At 68.0% G+C, this 26,993-nt stretch carries 19 protein-coding genes, 3 rRNA genes and 1 riboswitch; of the genes, 16 read left to right on the plus strand and 6 right to left on the minus strand.

The window, feature by feature from the left end; genetic code table 11:
* The first annotated feature begins 109 nt into the window (after nt 1-109).
* Entirely contained in the window at nt 110-1,000 is an 891-nt protein-coding gene (locus tag AC4IHM_RS28095) for a DUF8829 domain-containing protein (protein WP_490869760.1), read from the plus strand.
* 58 nt (nt 1,001-1,058) lie between these two features.
* On the opposite strand, the gene ptsP is transcribed toward AC4IHM_RS28095, so the two are convergent.
* Nucleotides 1,059-2,729 carry a phosphoenolpyruvate--protein phosphotransferase gene (gene ptsP, locus AC4IHM_RS28100; protein WP_490869761.1) on the minus strand — a complete coding sequence of 557 codons (1,671 nt, stop codon included), beginning with the start codon at nt 2,727-2,729 and terminating at the stop codon, nt 1,059-1,061.
* 77 nt (nt 2,730-2,806) lie between these two features.
* Nucleotides 2,807-3,256, minus strand: a complete 450-nt coding sequence (locus AC4IHM_RS28105) for a PTS sugar transporter subunit IIA (protein WP_490869762.1) — start codon at nt 3,254-3,256, stop codon at nt 2,807-2,809.
* Between the two features lie 561 nt (nt 3,257-3,817).
* Between AC4IHM_RS28105 and AC4IHM_RS28110 the strand changes: the two genes are divergently transcribed.
* The 13 genes from AC4IHM_RS28110 to AC4IHM_RS28170 all read left to right on the plus strand — a co-directional run bounded on the left by AC4IHM_RS28110 (nt 3,818) and on the right by AC4IHM_RS28170 (nt 19,207).
* A 16S ribosomal RNA gene (locus AC4IHM_RS28110) occupies nt 3,818-5,344 on the plus strand.
* Between the two features lie 277 nt (nt 5,345-5,621).
* Nucleotides 5,622-8,744: ribosomal RNA gene (locus AC4IHM_RS28115) — 23S ribosomal RNA — on the plus strand.
* Nucleotides 8,745-8,829: 85 nt separating this feature from the next.
* Nucleotides 8,830-8,946 (plus strand): 5S ribosomal RNA (gene rrf / locus AC4IHM_RS28120).
* The 16S, 23S and 5S rRNA genes sit together here, the layout of an rRNA operon.
* Before the next feature lie 109 nt (nt 8,947-9,055).
* Entirely contained in the window at nt 9,056-9,664 is a 609-nt protein-coding gene (clsA, locus tag AC4IHM_RS28125) for a cardiolipin synthase ClsA (protein ID WP_490869763.1), read from the plus strand.
* Nucleotides 9,665-9,777: 113 nt separating this feature from the next.
* Nucleotides 9,778-12,273 carry a sugar phosphate nucleotidyltransferase gene (locus AC4IHM_RS28130; protein WP_490869764.1) on the plus strand — a complete coding sequence of 832 codons (2,496 nt, stop codon included), beginning with the start codon at nt 9,778-9,780 and terminating at the stop codon, nt 12,271-12,273.
* A 98-nt stretch (nt 12,274-12,371) separates the two neighbouring features.
* Nucleotides 12,372-13,277, plus strand: a complete 906-nt coding sequence (locus tag AC4IHM_RS28135; protein ID WP_490869765.1) for a DUF881 domain-containing protein — start codon at nt 12,372-12,374, stop codon at nt 13,275-13,277.
* Nucleotides 13,274-13,606: a small basic family protein gene (locus AC4IHM_RS28140; RefSeq protein ID WP_003977440.1), complete on the plus strand. Its 333-nt coding sequence runs from the start codon at nt 13,274-13,276 to the stop codon at nt 13,604-13,606. The genes AC4IHM_RS28135 and AC4IHM_RS28140 overlap by 4 nt, the downstream gene beginning before the upstream one ends.
* Before the next feature lie 5 nt (nt 13,607-13,611).
* Nucleotides 13,612-14,484, plus strand: a complete 873-nt coding sequence (locus AC4IHM_RS28145; protein ID WP_490869766.1) for a DUF881 domain-containing protein — start codon at nt 13,612-13,614, stop codon at nt 14,482-14,484.
* 61 nt (nt 14,485-14,545) lie between these two features.
* Nucleotides 14,546-15,505 (plus strand): zinc-ribbon and FHA domain-containing protein, encoded by a 960-nt coding sequence (locus tag AC4IHM_RS28150; protein ID WP_490869767.1) that lies wholly within the window; start codon nt 14,546-14,548, stop codon nt 15,503-15,505.
* Between the two features lie 43 nt (nt 15,506-15,548).
* Nucleotides 15,549-16,286 (plus strand): transcriptional regulator FtsR, encoded by a 738-nt coding sequence (ftsR, locus tag AC4IHM_RS28155; RefSeq protein WP_490869768.1) that lies wholly within the window; start codon nt 15,549-15,551, stop codon nt 16,284-16,286.
* Nucleotides 16,287-16,370: 84 nt separating this feature from the next.
* Nucleotides 16,371-16,844 (plus strand): bifunctional nuclease family protein, encoded by a 474-nt coding sequence (locus AC4IHM_RS28160; RefSeq protein WP_052838788.1) that lies wholly within the window; start codon nt 16,371-16,373, stop codon nt 16,842-16,844.
* A gap of 181 nt (nt 16,845-17,025) precedes the next feature.
* Nucleotides 17,026-17,709, plus strand: a complete 684-nt coding sequence (locus AC4IHM_RS28165) for a MerR family transcriptional regulator (RefSeq protein WP_490869769.1) — start codon at nt 17,026-17,028, stop codon at nt 17,707-17,709.
* A 52-nt stretch (nt 17,710-17,761) separates the two neighbouring features.
* The gene (locus AC4IHM_RS28170; RefSeq protein WP_490869770.1) at nt 17,762-19,207 is read left to right on the plus strand and encodes a DNA polymerase IV; all 1,446 of its coding nucleotides are present in this window, start codon (nt 17,762-17,764) and stop codon (nt 19,205-19,207) included.
* 236 nt (nt 19,208-19,443) lie between these two features.
* Here the strand turns inward: AC4IHM_RS28170 and AC4IHM_RS28175 are convergent, their stop codons facing one another.
* Nucleotides 19,444-19,821: a PRC-barrel domain-containing protein gene (locus tag AC4IHM_RS28175; RefSeq protein WP_490869771.1), complete on the minus strand. Its 378-nt coding sequence runs from the start codon at nt 19,819-19,821 to the stop codon at nt 19,444-19,446.
* A 138-nt stretch (nt 19,822-19,959) separates the two neighbouring features.
* Nucleotides 19,960-20,055: riboswitch (glycine riboswitch) on the plus strand.
* 176 nt (nt 20,056-20,231) lie between these two features.
* Between AC4IHM_RS28175 and gcvP the strand changes: the two genes are divergently transcribed.
* Entirely contained in the window at nt 20,232-23,117 is a 2,886-nt protein-coding gene (gene gcvP / locus AC4IHM_RS28180) for an aminomethyl-transferring glycine dehydrogenase (RefSeq protein ID WP_490869772.1), read from the plus strand.
* 25 nt (nt 23,118-23,142) lie between these two features.
* Here the strand turns inward: gcvP and AC4IHM_RS28185 are convergent, their stop codons facing one another.
* The 3 genes from AC4IHM_RS28185 to AC4IHM_RS28195 form a co-directional block, all read right to left on the minus strand.
* On the minus strand, nt 23,143-23,562 hold the full coding sequence (locus tag AC4IHM_RS28185; RefSeq protein ID WP_490869773.1) for a TOBE domain-containing protein: 420 nt from the start codon (nt 23,560-23,562) through the stop codon (nt 23,143-23,145).
* Nucleotides 23,563-23,750: 188 nt separating this feature from the next.
* Nucleotides 23,751-23,954: a DUF5999 family protein gene (locus AC4IHM_RS28190; RefSeq protein WP_311584508.1), complete on the minus strand. Its 204-nt coding sequence runs from the start codon at nt 23,952-23,954 to the stop codon at nt 23,751-23,753.
* A 273-nt stretch (nt 23,955-24,227) separates the two neighbouring features.
* Nucleotides 24,228-24,812: a hypothetical protein gene (locus AC4IHM_RS28195; protein WP_490869774.1), complete on the minus strand. Its 585-nt coding sequence runs from the start codon at nt 24,810-24,812 to the stop codon at nt 24,228-24,230.
* Between the two features lie 548 nt (nt 24,813-25,360).
* Here AC4IHM_RS28195 and AC4IHM_RS28200 point away from each other — a divergent pair.
* Nucleotides 25,361-26,878 (plus strand): glutamate-cysteine ligase family protein, encoded by a 1,518-nt coding sequence (locus AC4IHM_RS28200; protein WP_490869775.1) that lies wholly within the window; start codon nt 25,361-25,363, stop codon nt 26,876-26,878.
* The last annotated feature ends 115 nt before the right edge of the window (nt 26,879-26,993 follow it).

Consider the following 26,993-nt stretch of genomic DNA (forward strand, 5'->3'; position numbering starts at 1 on the left):
ACGAGCCGGCCGCCCCGAACGCGGCCGGCTCCGCGCGTCCGCCCGACGCCGTTGTCAGTGCCGCCGATTACTGTGAGTGAGCATTGATCGACCGTGCTCAGGGGGAAACATGGCGCACACCGACCAGACCACGCGACGCGTCCTGCACCGCGAAATCGCCGGCACCATCGGACTGCTCACCGACGAACACGACTTCCGCGCCATGCGGCGCTACCGCAGCTTCACCTTCCACGACCACGCCTCCTACCTCCGCCAGGTGGAGGCCCTGCTCAGGGCACGCGCGGCACAGGGCACCCACACCACGGTCGCCCTCTTCGACCCCGAGGAGTACGCCGGCTTCTGCTCGGCGGCGGGCCTCGAACCCGACACCCCCGCCAGCCGCACCCGGTTCACCGCCGAACTCGCCGCCAACGGCCCCACCGTGCCGTACGAGGGCCAGCCCCTCGCCGACCTCCTCCCGGCCCTCGTCGACGAAGCCGTCCGCCAGGCCACCTGGGAGTACACGGCCAACCTGCTCGCCCGCCTCGGCAACTGCGCCACCTGCGGCGAGGACCTCGGCCGAGCCGCCTTCACCCGCGCCTCGCGCCTCCTGTTCCGCGTCCTCGAAACGGCCCCACCCGGCAACCGGCACCTGGTATGCAGCGTCTCGGGCTCCCCGGAGACCCTCGTCTCCGTCCTCCACGCCGACGAGCAGACCGACGGCACCCCGCACGTCGACGAGGCGGAGGCCCTGGAGTTCACCAGCGTCCTCGCCCTCGGCCTGGCCACCCACAGCCCCGGCGGACTCGTCATGCGCGTCAGCCCGACGAGCGGCCCCGACCGCATCCACGGCTGGCGCCTGCGCGGATACGGCCTCGAACCCCTCACCGCCGGTGAGGTCTTCGACGCCTACTGCACCGACGCCGAGTCCGGCGATCTCATCTCCCCGGAGTCCAACGTCGACTACTGCGCACCACCCGACCTCGGAGCCGACGACCTGCCACCGGGACACCACCACTGAACACGTGCGGGGCGCCCCACCCCAAGGTGGAACGCCCCGCACGAATCCCGCCCGGCCGCTACGCGCCCGACAGCACCGACCGAGCGGCGGTCCGCGCCTCCTCGGCACTGTCCGCCGCCCGCGCGGCCACCGCGGCGCGCTCGCACTGCGCCAGCGTGAACTTCGCCAGCGTCGCCCGCACATAGGGCAGCGACGCCGCGCCCATGGACAGGGAGGTGACACCCAGACCGGTCAGCACACACGCCAGCAGCGGATCCGACGCGGCCTCACCACAGACACCGCAGCTCTTGCCCTCGGCCTTCGCCGCCTCGGCGGCCAGCGCGACCAGGTCGAGCAGCGCCGGCTGCCACGGGTCCTGCCACCGGGACACCGCGCCCACCTGACGGTCGGCGGCGAAGGCGTACTGCGCGAGGTCGTTCGTCCCCAGCGACAGGAACTCGACCTCCTGCAGTACCGAGCGCGCCCGCAGAGCGGCGGACGGGATCTCCACCATCGCGCCGAACTTCGCCCGCAGCCCCGCCTCGCGGCACGCGTCCGCGAACGCCTTGGCGTCCGCCCGGTCCGCCACCATCGGCGCCATGACCTCAAGGTGGACCGACGTCCCCTCGGCAGCCTTCGCGAGCGCCGTGAGCTGGGTACGCAGCACGTCCGGGTGGTCCAGCAGCGTCCGCAGACCGCGCACCCCGAGCGCCGGGTTCGGCTCGTCGCCCGGGGTGAGGAAGTCCAGCGGCTTGTCCGCGCCGGCGTCCAGCACCCGCACGACGACCCGGCCCTCCGGGAAGGCCTCGAGCACCTGTCGGTAAGCGGCGACCTGCTTCTCCTGCGACGGTGCGTTCTTGCTGTCGTCGAGGAAGAGGAACTCGGTCCGGAACAGACCGACACCCTCGGCCCCGGCCTCGACCGCGGCGGGCACGTCGGCCGGACCACCGATGTTCGCGAGCAGCGGCACCTTGTGACCGTCCGAGGTCGCACCCGGCCCCGACGACGCGGCCAGCGCCGCCTCGCGCCCGGCGGCCTCGGCCGACAGCCGGGCCGTGGTCTCCTCGCCGGGATTCACGAAGATCTCACCGGTGGCGCCGTCGACGGCGACGACCGTGCCCTCGGCAAGCTCCGTAGCCCCCGGCAGCGCCACCACGGCCGGCACACCGAGCGCCCGCGCGAGGATCGCGCTGTGACTGGTCGGCCCGCCCTCCTCGGTGACGAATCCGAGGACCAGCGCCGGGTCCAGCAGCGCGGTGTCGGCCGGCGCCAGATCCCGCGCGAGCAGCACATAGGGCTCGTCACTGTCCGGAACACCCGGCATCGGCACCCCGAGCAGCCGGGCGACGATACGATTCCGCACGTCGTCGAGGTCCGCCACACGGCCGGCCAGGTACTCACCGGCACCCGCCAACAGCTCGCGATACGCGGCGAAGGCGTCGTACACCGCGCGCTCGGCCGTGCTCCCGGCGGTGATCCGCCGCTCCACGTCCGCCATCAGCTCGGGGTCCTGGGCCATCATGGCCTGCGCCTCGAGCACCGCCTGGGCCTCGCCTCCCGCCAGGTTGCCACGCGCCGTCAGATCGGCGGCCACAGCCTCCACGGCCTTGCGGGCACGCCCCTGCTCACGCTCCGCGTCCTCGGCCTGGATCTGCTTGGCCGGCGGTTCCAGCACCGCCGTACCCATGTGCCGAACCTCGCCGATCGCCACACCGTGGCTCACCCCGACGCCTCGCAGCGTTGTCTCCATCTCACCCGTCCCGATAGAGCGGCGGGCCCCGCCGCCGCGTTGGTTGTCCTACCAGCCGTCATACGACGGCTTCGATGTCACTTCCAGTGAAAGAGACTCTCGCCGGTCTTCACGTCGCCGTCCTCACGGAGGTCGGTGAGGGCCTCGGCCGTCGCCTCCAGAGCCACGACCGGGCAGATCGCCGACTTGCCGGCGGCCTCCACGGCGACCGGGTCCCAACGCACCACGCCCTGGCCGCGCACGACGGTGTCACCCTTGTTCACCAGAAGCTCGAAGCCCTCACCGTTGAGCTGCACGGTGTCGATGCCGAGATGGGTGAGCACACCGTGCCCGCTGTCGTCGACGACGACGAACGCGTGCGGGTGCAGGGAGACGACGACGCCGTCAACAGGAGCGACCGCCTCGGAGGCCTCGCGCACGGGGTCGATGGCAGTACCCGGGCCGACCATGGCCCCGGAGAAGACGGGATCGGGCACTGCGGCCAGTCCGATAACGCGTCCTGCGAGCGGGGACGAGACGGTGGTCATGGGAAGCCTCCCAGGGCGGAGATCTGTACGAGCCGTCGCTGCCTGTCCCGGACGGCACACTGGGCAGCAGCGTATGTCATAGGAAGTACCGGTTCCGCATGAGTGTTCCGATTAGAGGTCTAGACCACAGTCCCCATGGATTTGCACCCGTTCCGCGGCCCCGTGTAGAGTCGCTAGTCCTGTCTGAGGTTGAGCGATGCGAAGCAAGACGTTCTCGCCCCGGCAGTATCCAACTCGTCAGATCCTAACGCTGGATCCCCTTCTGCATGCCCGCAGGATGGTGGTCAGAAGCACCGGGAAAGCCTGCTAGTGTTGGAAACGCAAGACCGAAGGGAAGCGCCCGGAGGAAAGCCTGAGAGATTTTCTCGGGTGAGTACAAAGGAAGCGTCCGTTCCTTGAGAACTCAACAGCGTGCCAAAAGTCAACGCCAGATATGTTGATACCCCGACCTGTATCGGTTGATCCGATCGGGTTGAGGTTCCTTTGAAATACAACAGCGAGGACGCTGTGAACGGTCGGATTATTCCTCCGACGGTTCCGCTCCCGTGATGTTGGAAAGCATTCACGGAGAGTTTGATCCTGGCTCAGGACGAACGCTGGCGGCGTGCTTAACACATGCAAGTCGAACGATGAACCACTTCGGTGGGGATTAGTGGCGAACGGGTGAGTAACACGTGGGCAATCTGCCCTGCACTCTGGGACAAGCCCTGGAAACGGGGTCTAATACCGGATACTGACCTCCACGGGCATCTGTGGGGGTCGAAAGCTCCGGCGGTGCAGGATGAGCCCGCGGCCTATCAGCTTGTTGGTGAGGTAATGGCTCACCAAGGCGACGACGGGTAGCCGGCCTGAGAGGGCGACCGGCCACACTGGGACTGAGACACGGCCCAGACTCCTACGGGAGGCAGCAGTGGGGAATATTGCACAATGGGCGGAAGCCTGATGCAGCGACGCCGCGTGAGGGATGACGGCCTTCGGGTTGTAAACCTCTTTCAGCAGGGAAGAAGCGAAAGTGACGGTACCTGCAGAAGAAGCGCCGGCTAACTACGTGCCAGCAGCCGCGGTAATACGTAGGGCGCAAGCGTTGTCCGGAATTATTGGGCGTAAAGAGCTCGTAGGCGGCTTGTCGCGTCGGTTGTGAAAGCCCGGGGCTTAACCCCGGGTCTGCAGTCGATACGGGCAGGCTAGAGTTCGGTAGGGGAGATCGGAATTCCTGGTGTAGCGGTGAAATGCGCAGATATCAGGAGGAACACCGGTGGCGAAGGCGGATCTCTGGGCCGATACTGACGCTGAGGAGCGAAAGCGTGGGGAGCGAACAGGATTAGATACCCTGGTAGTCCACGCCGTAAACGGTGGGCACTAGGTGTGGGCAACATTCCACGTTGTCCGTGCCGCAGCTAACGCATTAAGTGCCCCGCCTGGGGAGTACGGCCGCAAGGCTAAAACTCAAAGGAATTGACGGGGGCCCGCACAAGCGGCGGAGCATGTGGCTTAATTCGACGCAACGCGAAGAACCTTACCAAGGCTTGACATACACCGGAAACGGCCAGAGATGGTCGCCCCCTTGTGGTCGGTGTACAGGTGGTGCATGGCTGTCGTCAGCTCGTGTCGTGAGATGTTGGGTTAAGTCCCGCAACGAGCGCAACCCTTGTCCCGTGTTGCCAGCAAGCCCTTCGGGGTGTTGGGGACTCACGGGAGACCGCCGGGGTCAACTCGGAGGAAGGTGGGGACGACGTTAAGTCATCATGCCCCTTATGTCTTGGGCTGCACACGTGCTACAATGGCCGGTACAATGAGCTGCGATACCGTGAGGTGGAGCGAATCTCAAAAAGCCGGTCTCAGTTCGGATTGGGGTCTGCAACTCGACCCCATGAAGTCGGAGTCGCTAGTAATCGCAGATCAGCATTGCTGCGGTGAATACGTTCCCGGGCCTTGTACACACCGCCCGTCACGTCACGAAAGTCGGTAACACCCGAAGCCGGTGGCCCAACCCCTTGTGGGAGGGAGCTGTCGAAGGTGGGACTGGCGATTGGGACGAAGTCGTAACAAGGTAGCCGTACCGGAAGGTGCGGCTGGATCACCTCCTTTCTAAGGAGCACATGGCCGACTGCAAGCGCATGTCTTGCACGGTTGCTCATGGGTGGAACGTTGACTATTCGGCACGGTCGGTTTGAAGGATCACTAGTACTGCTTCGGCGTGGAACGTGACTCTGGAGGACGGCCGGTGTCGGGCACGCTGTTGGGTGTCTGAGGGTATGGCCGTGAGGCTGCCTCAGTTGCCGGCCCCAGTGAACTTGCCGTGAGTGGCAGGGTGATGGGTGGTTGGTCGTTGTTTGAGAACTGCACAGTGGACGCGAGCATCTGTGGCCAAGTTTTTAAGGGCGCACGGTGGATGCCTTGGCACCAGGAACCGATGAAGGACGTGGGAGGCCACGATAGGCCCCGGGGAGTCGTCAACCAGGCTTTGATCCGGGGGTGTCCGAATGGGGAAACCCGGCAGTCGTCATGGGCTGTCACCCGCTGCTGAACACATAGGCAGTGTGGAGGGAACGCGGGGAAGTGAAACATCTCAGTACCCGCAGGAAGAGAAAACAACCGTGATTCCGGGAGTAGTGGCGAGCGAAACCGGATGAGGCCAAACCGTATGCGTGTGAGACCCGGCAGGGGTTGCGTGTGCGGGGTTGTGGGATCTCTCTTTTACGGTCTGCCGGCCGTGAGACGAGTCAGAAACCGTTGATGTAGGCGAAGGACATGCGAAAGGTCCGGCGTAGAGGGTAAGACCCCCGTAGTCGAAACATGAGCGGCTCGTTTGAGAGACACCCAAGTAGCACGGGGCCCGAGAAATCCCGTGTGAATCTGGCGGGACCACCCGTTAAGCCTAAATATTCCCTGGTGACCGATAGCGGATAGTACCGTGAGGGAATGGTGAAAAGTACCGCGGGAGCGGAGTGAAATAGTACCTGAAACCGTGTGCCTACAAGCCGTGGGAGCGTCGGACGTCAAGCTTGCTTGGTGTCTCGTGACTGCGTGCCTTTTGAAGAATGAGCCTGCGAGTTTGCGGTGTGTTGCGAGGTTAACCCGGGTGGGGTAGCCGTAGCGAAAGCGAGTCCTAAGAGGGCGTTTGAGTAGCACGCTCAAGACCCGAAGCGGAGTGATCTAGCCATGGGCAGGTTGAAGCGGCTGTAAGAGGTCGTGGAGGACCGAACCCACCAGGGTTGAAAACCTGGGGGATGACCTGTGGTTAGGGGTGAAAGGCCAATCAAACTCCGTGATAGCTGGTTCTCCCCGAAATGCATTTAGGTGCAGCGTCGTGTGTTTCTTGCCGGAGGTAGAGCACTGGATAGGCGATGGGCCCTACCGGGTTACTGACCTTAGCCAAACTCCGAATGCCGGTAAGTGAGAGCGCGGCAGTGAGACTGTGGGGGATAAGCTCCATGGTCGAGAGGGAAACAGCCCAGAGCATCGACTAAGGCCCCTAAGCGTACGCTAAGTGGGAAAGGATGTGGAGTCGCACAGACAACCAGGAGGTTGGCTTAGAAGCAGCCATCCTTGAAAGAGTGCGTAATAGCTCACTGGTCTAGTGATTCCGCGCCGACAATGTAGCGGGGCTCAAGCGTACCGCCGAAGTCGTGTCATTCATACTATAGGGCCAACGCCTGTATGGATGGGTAGGGGAGCGTCGTGTGCCGGGTGAAGCAGCCGTGGAAGCGAGTTGTGGACGGTTCACGAGTGAGAATGCAGGCATGAGTAGCGATACAAACGTGAGAAACGTTTGCGCCGATTGACTAAGGGTTCCTGGGTCAAGCTGATCTGCCCAGGGTAAGTCGGGACCTAAGGCGAGGCCGACAGGCGTAGTCGATGGATAACCGGTTGATATTCCGGTACCCGCTGTAGAGCGTCAAACATCGAGCATCGTGATGCTAAGGCCGTGAAGCCGCCCTGATCTCTTCGGAGTTGAGGGGAGTGGTGGAGCCGCTGAACCGAGCGGTTAGTAGGTGAGTGATGGGGTGACGCAGGAAGGTAGTCCATCCCGGGCGGTGGTTGTCCCGGGGTAAGGGTGTAGCCCGTCATCCAGGTAAATCCGGGTGGCATGTGGGTGAGACCTGATGCCGAGCCGATTGTGGTGAAGTGGATGATCCTATGCTGTCGAGAAAAGCCTCTAGCGAGTTTTATGGCGGCCCGTACCCTAAACCGACTCAGGTGGTCAGGTAGAGAATACCGAGGCGTTCGGGTGAACTATGGTTAAGGAACTCGGCAAAATGCCCCCGTAACTTCGGGAGAAGGGGGGCCACACCTGGTGATGATCTTTACGGTCTGAGCTGGGGGTGGCCGCAGAGACCAGCGAGAAGCGACTGTTTACTAAAAACACAGGTCCGTGCGAAGCCGTAAGGCGATGTATACGGACTGACGCCTGCCCGGTGCTGGAACGTTAAGGGGACCGGTTAGTCATATTTCGGTGTGGCGAAGCTGAGAACTTAAGCGCCAGTAAACGGCGGTGGTAACTATAACCATCCTAAGGTAGCGAAATTCCTTGTCGGGTAAGTTCCGACCTGCACGAATGGCGTAACGACTTCTCGACTGTCTCAACCATAGGCCCGGTGAAATTGCACTACGAGTAAAGATGCTCGTTTCGCGCAGCAGGACGGAAAGACCCCGGGACCTTTACTACAGTTTGATATTGGTGTTCGGTTCGGCTTGTGTAGGATAGCTGGGAGACTGTGAACTTTGGACGCCAGTTCAGGGGGAGTCGTCGTTGAAATACCAGTCTGGTCGTGCTGGATGTCTAACCTGGGTCCGTGATCCGGATCAGGGACAGTGTCTGATGGGTAGTTTAACTGGGGCGGTTGCCTCCTAAAGAGTAACGGAGGCGCCCAAAGGTTCCCTCAGCCTGGTTGGTAATCAGGTGTTGAGTGTAAGTGCACAAGGGAGCTTGACTGTGAGACCGACGGGTCGAGCAGGGACGAAAGTCGGGACTAGTGATCCGGCGGTGGCTTGTGGAAGCGCCGTCGCTCAACGGATAAAAGGTACCCCGGGGATAACAGGCTGATCTTCCCCAAGAGTCCATATCGACGGGATGGTTTGGCACCTCGATGTCGGCTCGTCGCATCCTGGGGCTGGAGTCGGTCCCAAGGGTTGGGCTGTTCGCCCATTAAAGCGGTACGCGAGCTGGGTTTAGAACGTCGTGAGACAGTTCGGTCCCTATCCGCTGTGCGCGTAGGAGTCTTGAGAAGGGCTGTCCCTAGTACGAGAGGACCGGGACGGACGAACCTCTGGTGTGCCAGTTGTCCTGCCAAGGGCATGGCTGGTTGGCTACGTTCGGGAGGGATAACCGCTGAAAGCATCTAAGCGGGAAGCCTGCTTCGAGATGAGGGCTCCCACCCACTTGATGGGGTAAGGCTCCCAGTAGACGACTGGGTTGATAGGCCGGATCTGGAAGCACCGTGAGGTGTGGAGGTGACCGGTACTAATAGGCCGAGGGCTTGTCCTCAGTTGCTCGCGTCCACTGTGTTGGTTCTGAAACCACGAACAATCTGACTGTGTTGGTCACCGGTTGGTTGTCTGTTTCATAGTGTTTCGGTGGTCATGGCGTAGGGGAAACGCCCGGTTACATTTCGAACCCGGAAGCTAAGCCTTACAGCGCCGATGGTACTGCAGGGGGGACCCTGTGGGAGAGTAGGACGCCGCCGAACTCCCTTTGGAGCTCCGGCTCTTGGGCATACAGCCCGAGAGCCGGAGCTTTTTTGCGTTGAGGTAGGGTCGGGGAGCATCATTGGCTCGTTTCCACCAGGAGGCCCCCGCGTGGAGGTCCAGGAGACCCGCGTGCAGACCGACCGGGTCTTCACCATTCCGAACATTCTCAGCATGGCGCGCCTCGCCGGCGTGCCAGTCTTCCTGTGGCTGATCCTCCGGCCCGAGTTCGGCGGTCCGCAGAGCGACGGCTGGGCGCTGTTGGTGCTGGCTCTCAGCGGAGTCAGCGACTACCTGGACGGGAAGCTCGCCCGGCGCTGGAACCAGATCAGCAACCTCGGCCGGCTCCTGGACCCCGCGGCCGACCGGCTCTACATTCTGTCGACGCTGGTCGGCCTCACCTGGCGCGAGATCCTCCCGCTCTGGTTGACCCTTGTACTAGTCGCCAGGGAAGCGGTCCTGCTGGTGATGGTGGTCGTCCTCCGGCGCCACGGCTATCCGCCGCCGCAGGTGAACTTCCTGGGCAAGGCCGCCACGTTCAACCTCATGTATGCCTTCCCGCTGCTGCTGCTCAGTGACGGAAGTGGATGGATCGCGTCACTCGCTGCTGTTTTCGGATGGGCTTTCGCCGGTTGGGGTACAACCCTGTACTGGTGGGCAGGTGTTCTCTACGTGGTACAGGTCCGCCGCCTGGTCCGTGCGGACTCCACAGCCGATTGAACTCGCTGATTGTGCGGCCCCCAGTGGCCGGATGGCCCGCGCTGGAAAAGTGCGGGATCCTGGACGGGTGAAGTCGGCCAAACCGTCGTCTCTCAGAGGAGGACGCTTCCGACATGAAGGCCGTCGTGATGGCTGGAGGCGAAGGCACACGCCTTCGTCCCATGACCTCGAGCATGCCCAAGCCGCTCCTGCCGGTGGCCAACCGGCCGATCATGGAGCACGTTCTGCGGCTGCTCAAAAGGCATGGGCTCAACGAGACCGTCGTCACCGTCCAGTTCCTGGCCTCGTTGGTCAAGAACTACTTCGGTGACGGCGAGGAGCTCGGGATGGAGCTCACCTATGCCAATGAGGAGAAGCCACTCGGTACCGCCGGAAGCGTCAAGAACGCCGAGGAGGCGTTGAAGGACGATGCCTTCCTCGTCATTTCCGGTGACGCCCTGACCGACTTCGACCTCACCGACCTGATCAGCTTCCACAAGGAAAAGGGCGCGCTCGTCACCGTGTGTCTGACACGCGTGCCCAACCCGCTGGAATTCGGCATCACCATCGTCGACGATGAGGGCAAGGTCGAGCGCTTCCTGGAGAAGCCGACCTGGGGGCAGGTCTTCTCGGACACGGTGAACACCGGTATCTACGTCATGGAGCCGGAGGTCTTCGACTACGTCGAGGCCGATGTGTCCGTCGACTGGTCCGGTGATGTCTTCCCTCAGCTGATGAAGGAGGGCAAGCCCGTCTACGGCTACATCGCCGAGGGCTACTGGGAGGATGTCGGCACCCACGAGAGCTATGTGAAGGCGCAGGCCGACGTCCTGGAACGCAAGGTCAACGTCGACATCGACGGCTTCGAGATCTCTCCCGGCGTGTGGGTGGCCGAGGGCGCCGAGGTACACCCCGACGCCGTGCTCCGGGGGCCCCTCTACATCGGCGACTACGCCAAGGTCGAGGCCGATGTCGAGATCCGGGAACACACGGTCGTCGGCTCCAACGTCGTCGTCAAGAGCGGGGCCTTCCTCCACAGAGCCGTCGTGCACGACAACGTGTACGTGGGTCCGCACAGCAACCTGCGGGGCTGTGTCGTGGGCAAGAACACCGACATCATGCGCGCCGCGCGGATCGAGGACGGCGCGGTCATCGGCGACGAGTGCCTGGTCGGTGAAGAATCGATCATCCAGGGGAATGTGCGGGTCTACCCGTTCAAGACCATCGAGGCCGGCGCCTTCGTCAACACCTCGGTCATCTGGGAGTCCCGGGGCCAGGCCCATCTCTTCGGTGCCCGCGGGGTCTCCGGCATCCTCAACGTGGAGATCACGCCGGAACTGGCCGTGCGGCTGGCCGGTGCCTACGCCACGACCCTGAAGAAGGGCTCCACCGTCACCACGGCCCGCGATCACTCCCGCGGAGCGCGGGCACTGAAGCGGGCGGTGATCTCCGCCCTCCAGGCCAGCGCCATCGACGTACGCGACCTGGAGAACGTGCCACTGCCCGTGGCGCGGCAGCAGACCGCGCGCGGAAGTGCCGGCGGGATCATGATCCGGACCACACCCGGGGTGCCGGACTCCGTGGACATCATGTTCTTCGACGGACAGGGCGCCGATCTGTCGCAGGGGAGCCAGCGGAAGCTGGACCGGGTGTTCGCGCGGCAGGAGTACCGGCGGGCCTTCCCCGGCGAGATCGGGGACCTGCACTTCCCGTCCAGCGTGTTCGACTCCTACACCGGGTCCCTGCTGCGGAACGTCGACACCACGGGGATCGCGGAGTCCGGGCTCAAGGTGGTCGTCGATGCCTCCAACGGCAGTGCCGGACTGGTCCTGCCCAGCCTGCTCGGGAAGCTGGGCGTCGACTCGCTGACCATCAACCCCGGTCTCGACGAGTCCAGGCCGACCGAGTCGGCCGACATGCGACGCTCGGGGCTGGTGCGTCTCGGAGAGATCGTGGCGTCCTCGCGGGCCGCGTTCGGCGTGCGGTTCGACCCGGTCGGGGAGCGGCTCTCGCTCGTCGACGAGAAGGGCCGCATCATCGAGGACGACCGCGCGCTGCTGGTGCTGCTCGACCTGATCGCCGCCGAGCGGCGCAGCGGCCGGGTGGCGCTGCCGGTGACGACCACCAGGATCGCCGAGCAGGTCGCGGCGTACCACGGCACGCAGGTCGAGTGGACGACCACCTCTCCCGACGACCTGACGCGGGTCGGGGGCGAGGAAGGGACGATCTTCGGCGGTGACGGCAAGGGTGGCTTCATCGTTCCCGAGTTCAGCAGTGTCTACGACGGTACGGCCGCGTTCGTGCGGCTCATCGGGCTGGTCGCGCGGACACAGCTCACGCTGAGCCAGATCGACGCGCGCATCCCGCGGGCGCATGTCCTCAAGCGTGATCTGGCCACTCCGTGGGCCGTCAAGGGCCTGGTGATGCGGCGGGTCGTCGAGGCGGCCGGGGAACGCTTCGTGGACACCACGGACGGGGTGCGCGTGGTCGAGACCGACGGGCGCTGGGTGATGGTGCTGCCCGACCCGGCCGAGGCGGTCACCCATCTGTGGGCCGAGGGTCCCGACGACGCCTCCGCGCAGGCACTCCTGGACGAGTGGTCCTCGGTGGTGGACAGCGCCGGCCGGTAAAACACACCGCACGCGTGCGTGCCGGACAAGTGTCCCCAAGGGGGCCTGTCCGGCACGCCGGTGGGCCCGTTCGGAGGTAGTGGCGGCGGCGTGCGACGATGTGCGGCATGCCGCAGCAACCCCCCGTTCGGAGCACATTCACGCGGCCCCCGCGCCCCGACGCGTCCATGTCATTGATCACCAATGTGATGGACCACAGCCTCGACGACGGATACGCGGAGGCGGCCGCGCGGAAGAGGGCCGAGGGCGTCGGCGGCATGCCGAGGACCCTGCGGGCCAAGCTCGGACTGGCGGCGGGCCTGGTACTGGCCGCCCTGGTCGTGACGGTCGGCGCGGCCCAGGCGCGGGTCGCGGCTCCCGCCATAGCCAAGGAGCGCGAAGAACTCATCGACCGCATCGAGGGGGAGACCTCGGCGGCCGACAAGCTGGAGAAGAGCGTCGACGAGCTGCGCGACGACGTGAGCGCCCGGCAGCGCGAGGCGCTCGAGAAGAGCGGCGACAGCGACCGGTCCGACCTGGTGGGCGTCCTGTCGGGTGCGGTCGAGGTGCACGGCCCGGGTGTGAAGCTCGTGGTGAACGATGCCAAGGACGCGAGCACGGGCGGTGGCGGGCAGCCGCGCGGCACCTCCGGCTTCTCGGACACCGGCCGGCTCCGGGACCGCGACATGCAGCGCGTGGTCAACGGGCTGTGGGCGTCGGGGGCGGAGGCGGTCTCCATCAACGGGCAGCGCCTGACGGCGCTGTCGGCGATCAGGGCCGCCGGTGACGCGATACTGGTCGACAACAGGCCGCTGGTGCCGCCGTACACGGTGCTCGCGGTGGGCGACGGCGAGCGGCTGAGCAGCGCCTTCCAGGACAGCGCCGACGGGCTGTATCTGCATGCCCTCCAGGAGAGCTATGGCATCCGGACGGCGATCTCCGTCGCGGACGACCTACGGCTGCCGGCCGCACCGAGTGTGATCGTACGAACAGCACAACCGATAACCGAGAAGGGCACATCGTGATCGCCGTACTGGGCCTCGTCGTGGGAGTCGTGGCCGGCCTGTTGGTCCGGCCCGAGGTGCCGGCGGCCGTGGAGCCGTATCTGCCGATCGCCGTCGTGGCGGCGCTCGACGCCGTCTTCGGTGGTCTGCGGGCCATGCTCGACGGCATCTTCGACGACAAGGTCTTCGTGGTGTCGTTCCTGTCGAACGTGGTCGTGGCCGCGCTGATCGTGTTCCTGGGCGACAAGTTGGGCGTCGGGGCCCAGCTGTCCACCGGCGTCGTGGTCGTGCTCGGCATCCGGATCTTCTCCAACGCGGCGGCCATCCGACGCCACGTCTTCCGGGCGTGAGGCGGATGAACGACCACGACGAACAGCCCGCGAACAGGCTGCGCAAGGAGTTGCCCGCCGAGGTGCCGCCGCCGGAGCCCCCGGCCGCGGACGCTGCCGCGGACGACACGCCGACAGGGGGGGCCACCGACGGGAAGCAGGCGGCGCCGTCCGCGTCGACCGGCAGGCAACGGCTGCTCAAAGGGCTGTGGCCGCCCCGTCTCACCCGGGCCCAACTCATCGTCGCCCTGCTCCTGTTCGGCCTCGGATTCGGCCTCGCGGTCCAGGTGGCGTCGAACAGCGACAGCGACAGCGCGCTGCGCGGCGCCCGGCAGGAGGATCTGGTCCGTATCCTCGATGAACTGGACGACCGCACTCAGCGTCTTGAGGACGAGAAGCAGGGCCTGGAGAGGCAGCGGGACGAGCTGGAGAACAGCTCCGACCAGGCCGAGGAGGCCCGCAAGCAGACGCTGGAGAAGGAGCGGCAACTCGGTATTCTCGCGGGCACCGTGGCCGCGCAGGGGCCCGGCATCACGGTGACGGTCGAGGACACGAAGGGGACGGTCGAGGCGGACATGCTGCTCGACGCGATCCAGGAGCTGCGAGCTGCGGGCGCGGAGGCGATCCAGGTGAACGGGGTGCGGGTCGTCGCCGGCACCTACCTCACGGACGCCGACAAGTCCGTGAGCGTCGACGGGAACAAGATCAACGCGCCCTATCGTTTCCAGGTCATCGGCAAGCCGCAGGACCTCGAACCGGCTCTCAACATTCCTGGAGGCGTTGTGCAGACTCTGGAAAAGGAACAGGCCACCGTTACTGTTGAGCGGTCGAGCAAGATCGTCGTGGACGCCTTGCGAGCGGTGAAGCGGCCTGACTACGCTCGGTCGTCCTCGCAGTGAAGCGGCGGTGCATGGGGGTCGTCCGGCGAGGGCATGAGGTTGCGGGGGGTCGGCGCACCGATTGGGTGGTGCGTGGTGGAAACTGTCTGGTGGAGGCGGACGTTGTGAAGATGTCCGGGTCGGCCAGTACGTTCAGTCAGGGTTCGTCCTGCCCCACGGGCGGGTCTGTTTCGGTCAAGGGGAATCGCCCGTGAAGTTGTTTGCGAAGTTGTTCGGCAAGAGCGCGCGAGAGGGCAGCGACAACGCGACCGCTCGCCATCGCGCACAGCCCGACGCGGAGGGCCCACGCCCGATGTTCCGGGACCAGGTGGCCGGCTCGGCCGGTGACATTTCCGGTGGTCAGGGCGCGCCGTCTGTTGACCCTGCGCAGTCCGGCGGCATAGGTTTCGGACAACCGTCAACCTCAGCTACGGGTGGAGGGTTCAGCCCCGATTCGTACGCGTCGAACGCCCCTGGGGCGCAGCCGCGGCAGGAGGATCCGTCCATGTCGGCCCTGGTGTGTACGAGGTGCGGTAACCGCAACGCGGAGAACAGCCGCTTCTGCTCCAACTGCGGCGCGCCGCTGCGGGCCGGGGCGGTTCCGGAGCGTGCGTCCGAGACGACCTCCACGATCTCCATCTCCGGCCTGGAGGCGTACGACTCCGAGGTCACGGGCCAGACGGCGATGCCCGCGCTCTCCCCCGAGGCGCAGGCGGCCGTCGACGCGCTGCCGCCGGGTTCCGCGCTCCTGGTCGTGCGCCGCGGTCCGAACTCGGGCAGCCGCTTCCTGCTGGACGGCGAGCTGACCACCGCCGGACGGCATCCGCAGAGCGACATCTTCCTGGACGACGTGACGGTCTCGCGCCGGCACGTCGAGTTCCGCCGCGGTCCCGACGGTTCGTTCACGGTCGCCGACGTCGGCAGCCTGAACGGCACGTACGTCAACCGTGAGCGCATCGACCAGGTCGCCGTGTCGAACGGTGACGAGGTGCAGATCGGCAAGTACCGGCTGGTGTTCTACGCGAGCCAGCGGGGTTACTGACCCGACCCCGGGCGCCCGTCCGGGCAACCCTCAGGGAAGGTCCATGCTGCAATCACCGAGCGGTGGTGCCACGCCCGGCACCACCGCCGCGGACAGCGGGCTGATGAGCATCGGTGCGGTGCTGAACGCGCTGCGTGACGAGTTCCCCGACATCACCATCTCCAAGATCCGTTTCCTGGAGTCGGAGGGGCTCGTCGAGCCACGCCGGACCCCGGCCGGGTACCGCAAGTTCGGGCCCCACGATGTGGAGCGCCTCGGCCGGGTGCTGCGCATGCAGCGGGACCACTATCTGCCGCTGAAGGTGATCCGGGAGCACCTGGACGCCATGGAGCGCGGCGAGGCCGCGCCGCTGCCGACCCTGGGCAGGCAGCGGGACGGGGAGGCCGTACCGGAGCCCGCCGAGGCGCCGACGGTCGCCCGGATCGGGCGGGACGAGCTGCTCGCCGCGGCCGGTGTCGGCGACCAGGAGCTGAAGGAGTGGGAGTCGTACGGCCTCCTCGCCCCGCTGCCCGACGGGGCGTACGACGCCGAGGCGGTCACCGTGGCGTCGCTGGTGGTCCAGCTGGGGCGGTCCGGGATCGAGCCGCGGCATCTGCGGGTGATGAAGGCGGCCGCCGACCGCGAGGCCGGGCTCGTGGAGCAGGTGGTGGCCCCGCTGAAGCGGCATCGCAACCCTCAGACCAGGGCACATGCGGAAGACCGCACCAAGGAGCTGGCCGGGCTGGCGGTGAAACTGCACGCGGCGCTGGTGCAGACCGCCCTCGGTGTGCGGCTGCCCTGAGACGGGCGGGTCCGAGGACCCGTATCGCCCACCCGATCCCGGCCCGACTACCCAAACGTCCCGGGCACGGCCTAGGGTTGCTGTGTGAACGAGCTCGATGTCGTAGGTGTCCGGGTCGAGATGCCCTCCAACCAACCGATCGTTCTGCTGCGCGAGGTCGGGGGCGACCGTTACCTTCCCATCTGGATCGGGCCTGGGGAGGCGACGGCGATCGCCTTCGCCCAGCAGGGCATGGCCCCCGCACGGCCGCTGACCCACGACCTGTTCAAGGACGTGCTGGAAGCCGTCGGCCAGGAACTCACGGAAGTGCGCATCACGGACCTGCGTGACGGGGTCTTCTACGCCGAGCTGGTATTCGCGAGCGGTGTCGAGGTGAGCGCCAGGCCGTCCGACGCCATAGCGCTGGCCCTGCGCACCGGGACGCCGATCTACGGCAGCGACACGGTGCTCGACGACGCCGGCATCGCCATCCCGGACGAGCAGGAGGACGAGGTGGAGAAGTTCCGCGAGTTCCTCGACCAGATCTCGCCGGAGGACTTCGGGAGCAGCAATCAGTGAGGGCGCGGGGCCGAGGTGCCACGGGGTCCGTTTTGGCACATTCGGCTAGCCTTTCCCCGTGTGAGGGCACGCGAAACCACTCGTAGGGTGATTATCACTCGGCGTGCCGAGTGTGGCGATCGTTGACGCACCCTTGGTGACTGCCTACCTTCGAGGAGGCAGGTCAAGGACGGAGGTCGGCGTGAGAACGAGCGGCGACGGTACGGCTGGGGGTGGCCCCGGGCGCAGTCTCGGGGTGAGCGGTCCGTACCCTCCCCCCAGCTCTCGGCTCCGCGCGAGCGGGGCGTATCCCCAGCACGGTGGCGCGGCCGATCCCGCTGCGCAGCGGTCGGCTGCCGTGCCGAGCAGCAAAGGGGCGACGCCCATGGCGTCCGAGCAGATCGGCTACCGCGGGCCGACGGCCTGCGCAGCCGCCGGTATCACCTACCGGCAGCTCGACTACTGGGCCCGAACCGGCCTCGTCGAGCCCAGCGTGCGGCCCGCGCACGGATCCGGGACACAGCGCCTGTACAGCTTCCGCGACGTGGTCGTGCTGAAGATCGTGAAGCGTTTCCTCGACACCGGCGTGTCCCTGCAGAACATCCGCACCACCGTCCAGCACCTCGGGGAGCGCGGCTTCCGGGACCTGGAGCGGATGACGCTGATGAGCGACGGCGCCACGGTCTACGAGTGCACGTCGCCCGACGAGGTGCACGCCCTGCTCCAGGGCGGCCAGGGCATCTTCGGGATCGCCGTGGGCGTGGTGTGGCGGGACGTCGAGAGCGCGCTGTCCCAGCTGCACGGGGAGCGGATCGACACGGGGGAGACCCTGGTCGGGCACAATCCGGCGGACGAGCTGGCCCGGCGGCGCAACCGGGCGGTCTGACCCGCCGCCGCACACGGGCGCATTGTCAGTGGCGTAGGGCAGCATCGGAGATGTGAGAACCGCGCCCACGATCCTGCATCTCGACATGGATGCCTTCTTCGCCTCGGTGGAGCAGGCGTCCAAGCCGAGCCTGCGCGGGAAGGCGGTCGTCGTGGGTGGCCTCGGACCGCGCGGCGTGGTCGCCACCGCCTCGTACGAGGCGCGGGTCTTCGGCGTCCATTCGGCGATGCCCATGGGCCAGGCCCGGCGGCTGGCGCCCAACGCCGCGTATCTCGTTCCGCGCTTCCAGCTCTACCGGTCGATCAGCGAGCAGGTGATGCGGCTGCTGCGGGAGCTGTCGCCGCTGGTGGAGCCGCTGAGCCTGGACGAGGCCTTCGTGGATCTGGAGGCCGGCGGAGCGGCCCGGGACGCGGAGTCGGCACGGCTGACCGGGGCGAAGCTGCGCGCGGACATCCGCGCCGTCACCGGACTCACCGGATCCGTGGGGCTCGCCGCCTCCAAGATGCTGGCCAAGATCGCCTCCGAGGAGGCCAAGCCCGACGGGCTGGTGCTGATCCCGCCGGGGACGGAGCGGGCCATGCTGGAGCCGATGTCCGTGCGGACGCTGCCCGGGGTGGGACCGGCGACGGGCGACCATCTGCGGCGGGCCGGGATCACCACGGTCGGCGAACTCGCCGAGGCGGGCGAGGACGAGCTGGTTCGGATGGTGGGCAAGGCGCACGGCCACGCCCTGTACGCCATGGCGCTGGCGCTCGACGAGCGGCCCGTGGTGTCCGAGCGGGAGACCAAGTCGGTGTCGGTCGAGGACACCTACGACGTGGACATCCACGACCGGGTGCGGGTCGGCGTGGAGGTGGGGCGGCTGGCCGACCGGTGCGTGCGGCGGCTGCGCGGGTCCGGTCTGTCCGGGCGGACCATCGTCCTCAAGGTGCGCAGATACGACTTCTCCACGCTGACGCGCTCCGAGACCCTGCGCGGGCCCACGGACGACCCGGCGGTGGTGCGGGAGGCCGCCGCCCGGCTGCTGGACTCGGTGGACACCACCGGCGGCGTGCGGCTGCTCGGGGTCGGCGTCAGCGGGCTCGCCGACTACACGCAGGAGGACCTGTTCGCGCAGGCGGCGGGGGACCGGGCCGAGGAACTCGCCGAGGAGCCCGATGCCGAGCCCGTGGCGGCCGAGCAGCCTGCGGCCCCCGCCGAGCGCCGGTGGCCCGCGGGGCACGACGTGCGGCACACGCAGTACGGGCACGGGTGGGTGCAGGGCAGCGGGCTCGGGCGGGTCACCGTGCGGTTCGAGACGCCGTACTCGGCGGTCGGCCGGGTGCGCACCTTTCCGGTGGACGCCCGGGAGCTGACGCCGGCCGATCCGCTGCCGCTGGTCCGGCCCGTGGGGCGAAGACCCGGCGAGGGGGACGGGCAGGCCTGGTCGCGGACGCGGATGCCGGCGGGACCGGCGTGTCGGACGCCGGCGCGCGGACCGGTCCGAGGGGGCCCGTGAGACCGGCGCCAGGCTAGGGGGCGTCGTGTGGATCAGGCCGTGGGAGATCGGCGGTGCTCCTCGGTGCCGGTGAGCGGGGTCCGGTGCGTGCGGCCGCGAGGCGGAGGAGGGAGTCGACGCGGAGCGTCGGCGAGTGACGACAACGCCGCGGACGTGCGTGCCGGGCCCCGTGTCCGCGGCTTGATCCGCACGACACCCCCCAGGACCCGGCGGGCGTGTGTCGTGCGGACGGGGTGTCAGTTCTCCTCGTTGCCCGTGCCCGCGAGCTTGCCGAAGTCGTGGTCGGGGAGCGGATCGGGCGCGGCCACGTCGAGGCCGTAGTGGTGATAGAGCTGGAGTTCCTGCTCCGGCGAGAGGTGGCGGCCGACGCCGAAGTCGGGCGCCTCCTTGATCAGGGACCGGTCGAAGGGCACGCGCAGGGTGCCCTCGACCAGCTCGCTGGGCTCCAGGGGCACGAAGGCGTCCCTGCTGAACAGACCGGTGCGTATCGCCGCCCACTCGGGGACGCCGGTGGCGTCGTCGAGATAGACCTCGTCGACGGTGCCGATCCTGGTGCCGTCACGGTCGAAGGCCTTGCGGCCGATCAGGTTCCGCGGGTCGATGTCAGTACGCACGGGGCCCTCCACTTGGTCGCACTGGGGTCGCACACCAGCCACTGAATCATCCGTAAGTACTACAAAAGAGCACATGGGGGCGGTTGGCCACTCGAAGGCCCGTGCGGCGGCCTCGCTGGTAGGCTGGCAGACGGCTGCTGACCCCGCGCGGGAGAGTCCTCCGAACACCGTCGGAGGCGCCGAAGGAGCAAATCCTCCCCGGAATCTCTCAGGCTCACGTACCGCGCGGACGAGGTCACTCTGGAAAGCAGGGCGGGTGTCGACGGCTTCCGCCCTCACCGACGGTGAAAGCCGGGAGCGCCCTCGGGCCGCCCGGTGAAGCTCTCAGGTTGAGATGACAGAGGGGGAGGCCGTCCGGGTACCCGCGCCGTGGTGCCCCTCGAAGGTCGTCAGACCAGGAGGCCTCCGCAATGACCGCCCATCGCATTCCGCTCTCCGAACTCGAACAGGCAGCGCCGTTCGAGCAGCGCCACATCGGCCCCGACCAGGAGGCCAGGGCCAAGATGCTCGCGCAGGTCGGATACGGTTCGCTCGACGAGCTGACGGCCGCCGCGGTGCCGGACGTGATCAAGAACACCGAGGCGCTCGACCTGCCGGGCGCCCGCTCCGAGGCCGAGGTGCTGGCCGAGCTGCGCTCACTGGCCGACCGCAACCAGGTCCTCGACTCCATGATCGGCCTCGGCTACTACGGCACGTTCACCCCGTCGGTCATCCTGCGCAACGTCATGGAGAACCCCGCCTGGTACACCGCCTACACGCCGTACCAGCCGGAGATCTCCCAGGGCCGCCTGGAGGCCCTGCTGAACTTCCAGACCATGGTCGCCGACCTCACCGGCCTGCCGACCTCCGGCGCCTCGCTGCTCGACGAGGGCACCGCCGCCGCCGAGGCGATGGCGCTCTCCCGCCGCATGGGCGGGAACAAGAAGGGCCTGTTCCTGGTCGACGCGGACGCCCTGCCGCAGACCGTCGCCGTGATCCGGACCCGCGCCGAGCCGACCGGCGTCGAGGTCGTCGTCGCCGACCTGAGCGAGGGCATCCCGGCCGAGGTCGCCGAACGGGAGATCAACGGCGTCCTGATCCAGTACCCCGGCGCCTCCGGTGCCGTACGCGACATCAAGCCGGTCGTCGACCGGGCGCACGAACTCGGCGCGCTCGTCACCGTCGCCGCCGACCTGCTCGCCCTCACCCTGCTCACCTCGCCCGGCGAACTGGGCGCGGACATCGCCATCGGCACGACCCAGCGCTTCGGCGTGCCCATGGGCTTCGGCGGGCCGCACGCCGGCTACATGGCGGTGCGCGAGAAGTTCGCGCGCAGCCTGCCCGGCCGCCTGGTGGGTGTGTCCGTGGACGCCGACGGCAACAAGGCCTACCGCCTCGCCCTGCAGACCCGCGAGCAGCACATCCGCCGCGAGAAGGCCACCAGCAACATCTGCACCGCGCAGGTGCTGCTCGCCGTCATGGCCGGCATGTACGCCGTGTACCACGGACCGGAGGGGCTGCGGGCCATCGCGCGGCGCGCCCACCGGTACGCCTCCCTCGCCGCGGCGGGCCTCGCGGCCGGCGGCGTCGAGATCGTCCACGGCGCCTACTTCGACACGGTCACCGCGCGGGTGCCGGGCCGGGCCGCCGAGGTCGTCCGCGCCGCCCGCGAGAACGGCGTCAACGTACGGCTCGTCGACGCCGACCACGTCTCGTTCGCCTGCGACGAGACCACCACGCGCGCCCAGCTCGGCGGCGTGTGGCACGCCTTCGGCGTCGAGGCCGACATCGAGTCCCTGGACGCGGGGACCGAGGAGACGCTGCCCGAGGCGCTGCTGCGCACCGACGACTTCCTGACCCACCCCGTCTTCCGGCAGTACCGCTCCGAGACCGCGATGCTGCGCTATCTGCGCCGTCTCTCCGACCGGGACTACGCGCTGGACCGGGGCATGATCCCGCTGGGCTCCTGCACCATGAAGCTCAACGCGACCACCGAGATGGAGCCGGTCACCTGGCCCGAGTTCGGTGCGCTGCACCCCTTCGCGCCCGCCGAGCAGGCGCAGGGCTACCTGACGCTCATCCGTGAGCTGGAGGAGCGGCTCGCCGAGGTCACCGGGTACGACAAGGTGTCGCTCCAGCCGAACGCCGGCTCGCAGGGCGAGTTCGCGGGCCTGCTCGCCGTACGCGGCTACCACCGGGCCAACGGCGACGAGCAGCGCACCGTGTGCCTCATCCCGTCCTCCGCGCACGGCACCAACGCCGCCAGCGCCGTGCTGGCCGGCATGAAGGTGGTCGTCGTCAAGACCGCCGAGGACGGCGAGATCGACGTCGAGGATCTGCGCGCCAGGATCGAGCAGCACCGCGAGGAACTGGCCGTGCTGATGATCACCTACCCCTCCACGCACGGCGTCTTCGAGGAGCACGTCGCCGACATCTGCGCCCGGGTGCACGACGCCGGCGGACAGGTCTACGTGGACGGTGCCAACCTCAACGCCCTGGTCGGCCTCGCCAAGCCGGGCCACTTCGGCGGCGACGTCTCGCACCTGAACCTGCACAAGACCTTCTGCATCCCGCACGGCGGCGGCGGTCCCGGCGTCGGCCCCGTGGCCGTACGGTCGCATCTGGCGCCGTACCTGCCGAACCACCCCTTGCAGGCCGCGGCCGGTCCGCAGACGGGTGTCGGTCCGGTCTCGGCGGCGCCGTGGGGCTCGGCGGGCATCCTGCCGATCTCCTGGTCGTACGTCCGGCTGATGGGCGGCGAGGGGCTCAAGCGCGCCACGCAGGTCGCCGTGCTGTCCGCCAACTACATCGCCAAGCGGCTGGAGCCGCACTACCCGGTGCTGTACACCGGTCCGGGCGGTCTTGTCGCGCACGAGTGCATCATCGACCTGCGCCCGCTGACCAGGGCGACCGGCGTCAGCGTCGACGATGTCGCCAAGCGCCTGATCGACTACGGCTTCCACGCGCCGACGATGTCGTTCCCGGTGGCCGGCACGCTGATGATCGAGCCGACCGAGTCCGAGGACCTGGCCGAGCTCGACCGGTTCTGCGAGGCGATGATCGCCATCCGCGCGGAAATCGAGAAGGTCGGCTCCGGCGTCTGGCCCGCCGACGACAACCCGCTGCGGGGCGCCCCGCACACCGCCGGCGCCCTGGGCGGCGAGTGGGACCACGCGTACACGCGCGAGGAGGCCGTCTTCCCGGCCGGTGTGTCCGCCGCCGACAAGTACTGGCCGCCGGTGCGCCGCATCGACCAGGCCTACGGCGACCGGAACCTCGTCTGCTCCTGCCCGCCGCTGGACGCGTACGAGGACTGAGCCTCTCGCGTGTCACGCGGTCGTCTCACGCGGTCGCGATGGAGACCTCCGTCGACTTGATCAGCGCGACGACGGGGATGCCGACGGCCAGCCCCAGGTCGTCGGCGGCGTCCTTGGTGATGACGGCGGTCAGGGCGGCGCCCTCGACGGCGACCTGGACGGCGGCCATCGCGGCGCCGGTGGTGACGGCGGTGACCGTACCCGGCAGCCGGTTGCGGATGGACAGGCCCTCCACGGGCCCGGTGCCGAGGGCGACCTCCGTCGCCTTCACCAGGGCCCGGACGGCGGTCCCGGAGGTGAGGGCGAGATCCTCGGCGGCGTCCCGGGTGATCGCCGCGGTGAAGTCCTGGCCGCCGGACAGGCGGACGCCGACCGTCGCCATGGCCTCGCCCGGGGTGACGGCGGTGACGGTACCGGGGAGCTGGTTGCGGATGCTCAGGCTCATGAGGGCACCGTAGCCCCGCGAGGGGGTTGTGCCGCGTATGGGAGGTTGTGGGGGAGTCCGCGTCACCGTGCCGAGTCCGGCATCGCGTCGCCGGCCCCGGACACGCTTCGGGGCCGGTGCGCGGTGGTGGCCGCGGGCCGGCCCCTCGGTGCGCCGGACGGAGCGGTGTCGCGCCGTCCGGCTCGTGCTCAGGCGGCGGTCATCAGGCCCGCGCCGACGGGGCGGTGCGGGGCGATGGCCTGGCCGTCCGGCAGTAGCTCACCGGTGTCCTCGAAGAGGACGACGCCGTTGCACAGCAGGCTCCATCCCTGCTCCGGGTGGTGCGCCACGAGGCGGGCGGATTCCCGGTCGGCGGAGTCGGCTGAGGGGCACGGTGGCTGATGCTGACACATGAGTCGGGTCTCTCGGTCCGTGGTGATGGGTGAGTTCGCTGTCCGGTCTGTCCCGTGGCGTGAAGCCTCGTTCATGGCCGCCCCCGTTGTCTGAGTCGGTCCGAACCCAGTGTTGCCCTACGGCTCTCGATCCGCAGGTATTTGGCAGCACCGCTTCTCACCTGTTGAGGACGCGTCACCCACGCGGACGGTTCAGCCCAACTGCACTGTCACTTCGGATGGTTCGGCATGGCCGGATAGGGCTAGTCCGCGTGGGTGGGCGAGTCGGACGGGTCAGGCGGGCGAACCCAGCAGCCGGGCCGGCGTCGCCCGGTGGGTGAGGACCGGCAGCAGTTCGGCGACCCGGTGCGGCCGGTGGGCCGCGATGCCGGGGGGCGCCGGTGCCAGCGGTATCAGCAGGTCGGTGGCGGCCGGGTGGCCGGTCGCTGCGTCCGCCGCGCAGTCGCCGTGCAGCCACAGCGTGAGCATGTACAGCCCGGGGACCGACAGCAGCCGCGGCTGGTAGGACTGGGACACCGACTCGGCCTGGCGCAGCGCGTGTTCGGTCGAGGTGACGTAGGGGCCCTCGAAGAAGTGCGAGAACGCCCAGCCGTCGGGGGTCAGCATGGTGTCGGCCGCCGCCACGGACCGGTCGCCGGAGCGGATGAGGAAGCGCCACCCGGCCAGCCGCGTCGCCGTCACCCCCTCCGCGGTGATCCGGTCCAGTACGTGCACGGGCAGCGGCAGTTCGGCGGTGACGGGACCCTTGGCGCCGAGCAGGGCGGGGGTCCGGGCCTCGCGGACCGCGGTGGGCGAGGAGAGGGCGGTGAGGACGGAACGCAGGGCGGGCGCGGGAGCCGGGGGGACACGCAGGGGCATGATGGGTCGCCTCTCATTCGAAGGCACGGTGGCGCGAGGGCGGGGCGGGGCGGACGACGCTGTCAGCTCACGGGGCTGGGGAGGCCGGGGCCCGGGAAACGAGAAGTGGGTGAGGCCTGCCGCGCGTCAACTCGACGGCAGGATCCTTCGACCGTGGGCGCCTGGCCTACTGCCTTGTCCGCGGAGTTTATACGACATGTGTTCAGACTGTGTTTCCGCTAGCCGATTCCGGCAACGAGTACCAGGGTGCATTCGGCCGTCGATATGCGGGAATCCTCCGGATTTCGGACCGGGCGCACGACGATGACCTCGGGGAATGTTCACCAAGCGGTCGGCCAATTGGCGTCGGTGTTTTTCACGAGTTTCCGCATCCGGAAACTGCTCGATGTGTCATGCCCGGTGAATGTGCCGCCGGTCACACCGGCACAGCGTAGCGGGTACCGGGCCGGTGCGGGGACGTTATCGATCGCTTGGGCTGGGCATCATCCCACCTGACCGGCCACCGGCGGCCGGATCTTCGACCGACCGCTCCGAGAAGGGACGCTTCCATGGGGGAGAAGGTCGTGGCGGGTCAGTTCGACCTGTCCGATCGCCAGCGCTACCGCGAGAAGCTCCGGCGGTGCCTGACGGGCCTGGAGCGGCTTCTGGCGGAGAAGCGGTTCGACCGCCCGAAGAACCTGATGGGCCTGGAGATCGAACTCAATCTCGTCGGTACCGACGGCATGCCGAAAATGTTGAATGCGCAAGTCCTCGAACGCATCGCCAGCCGTGACTTCCAAACAGAACTCGCCATGTTCAACCTGGAAGTCAACATTGCTCCCCATCGGCTGGGCGGCCGGGTTTTCGACCGGCTCGCCGAGGAGATCCGCACCTCGCTGGCCTACGCCGACCGCAAGGCGGGTGAGGTCGACGCGGGAATCGCGATGATCGGTATTCTGCCGACCCTGGACCGCGACGACCTGGTCTCCTCCAACCTCTCCGCCGTCGACCGCTACGCCCTGCTCAACGACCAGATCGTGGCCGCGCGCGGCGAGGACTTCACCCTTGACATCGAGGGCGTCGAGCGTCTGACCTGCACCTCCAAGTCCATCGCCCCCGAAGCGGCCTGCACCTCGGTGCAGTTGCACCTCCAGGTCACCCCGGACCGCTTCGCCGACGTGTGGAACGCGGCCCAGGCGGTCACCGCCGCGCAGATCGCCGTCGGCGCCAACGCGCCCTTCCTGTTCGGCCGGGAGCTGTGGCGCGAGTCGCGGCCCCCGTTGTTCCAGCAGTCCACCGACACGCGCCCGCCCGAACTCCAGGCCCAGGGCGTCCGACCGCGCACCTGGTTCGGCGAGCGCTGGGTGACCTCGGCGTACGACCTGTTCGAGGAGAACCGGCGCTACTTCCCGGCGCTGCTCCCGATCTGCGACGACGAGGACCCGCTGGAGGTCCTGGACGCGGGCGGGGTGCCCTCGCTCTCCGAACTCGTCCTGCACAACGGCACCGTGTACCGCTGGAACCGCCCCGTCTACGACATCGCCGACGGTGTCCCGCACCTGCGCGTCGAGAACCGCGTCCTGCCCGCCGGCCCCACCGTCACCGATGTCATCGCCAACGCGGCCTTCTACTACGGCGTCGTGCGCGCGCTCGCCGACGAGCCCCGGCCGGTGTGGACCCGGCTGCCGTTCGAGGCGGCCGCCGCCAACTTCGAGGCCGCGTGCCGCCATGGCATCGACGCCCGCTTCGAATGGCCCCGGCACGGCCGGCTGGGCGGCACCACGGAGGTCGACGCCGCCGTCCTCGTACGCGACGAACTGCTGCCGCTGGCCGAGGCCGGGCTGGACGCGTGGGGGGTGGAACCCGCCGACCGGGACCTGTACCTCGGAGTGATCGACGAGCGGTGCCGACGCCGGGTCAACGGCGCGTCCTGGCAGGCGGCCACCTTCCACCGGGCACTGGAGGCGGGTCTGTCCCGGGACTCCGCGCTGGCCGCCACGACCCGCCGGTACGTCGAGCTGATGCGCGCGGGTGATCCCGTGCACCTTTGGCCGGTGGGCCTGCCGGAGCCGGTACCGCTGGGCTAGCGCCCGCTGTGACGGGTGGCTCGGGGCTGCGGTGGGCGACCGGCTCGGGCCTGCGGTGGCCGACGACGGGCTCGTGCCTGTCGCGACGGGCCGGGCGGGGCTCTTCGCGACGCTC

Source organism: Streptomyces sp. SL06 (assembly GCF_058244745.1).

Coding starts and splice junctions, on each gene's coding strand:
- AC4IHM_RS28095 (WP_490869760.1), top strand. CDS start 110: ATGGCGCACACCGACCAGACCACGCGACGCGTCCTGCACCGCGAAATC.
- ptsP (WP_490869761.1), bottom strand. CDS start 2,729: ATGGAGACAACGCTGCGAGGCGTCGGGGTGAGCCACGGTGTGGCGATC.
- AC4IHM_RS28105 (WP_490869762.1), bottom strand. CDS start 3,256: ATGACCACCGTCTCGTCCCCGCTCGCAGGACGCGTTATCGGACTGGCC.
- AC4IHM_RS28130 (WP_490869764.1), top strand. CDS start 9,778: ATGAAGGCCGTCGTGATGGCTGGAGGCGAAGGCACACGCCTTCGTCCC.
- AC4IHM_RS28135 (WP_490869765.1), top strand. CDS start 12,372: ATGTGCGGCATGCCGCAGCAACCCCCCGTTCGGAGCACATTCACGCGG.
- AC4IHM_RS28145 (WP_490869766.1), top strand. CDS start 13,612: ATGAACGACCACGACGAACAGCCCGCGAACAGGCTGCGCAAGGAGTTG.
- ftsR (WP_490869768.1), top strand. CDS start 15,549: ATGCTGCAATCACCGAGCGGTGGTGCCACGCCCGGCACCACCGCCGCG.
- gcvP (WP_490869772.1), top strand. CDS start 20,232: ATGACCGCCCATCGCATTCCGCTCTCCGAACTCGAACAGGCAGCGCCG.
- AC4IHM_RS28185 (WP_490869773.1), bottom strand. CDS start 23,562: ATGAGCCTGAGCATCCGCAACCAGCTCCCCGGTACCGTCACCGCCGTC.
- AC4IHM_RS28190 (WP_311584508.1), bottom strand. CDS start 23,954: ATGTGTCAGCATCAGCCACCGTGCCCCTCAGCCGACTCCGCCGACCGG.
- AC4IHM_RS28195 (WP_490869774.1), bottom strand. CDS start 24,812: ATGCCCCTGCGTGTCCCCCCGGCTCCCGCGCCCGCCCTGCGTTCCGTC.
- AC4IHM_RS28200 (WP_490869775.1), top strand. CDS start 25,361: ATGGGGGAGAAGGTCGTGGCGGGTCAGTTCGACCTGTCCGATCGCCAG.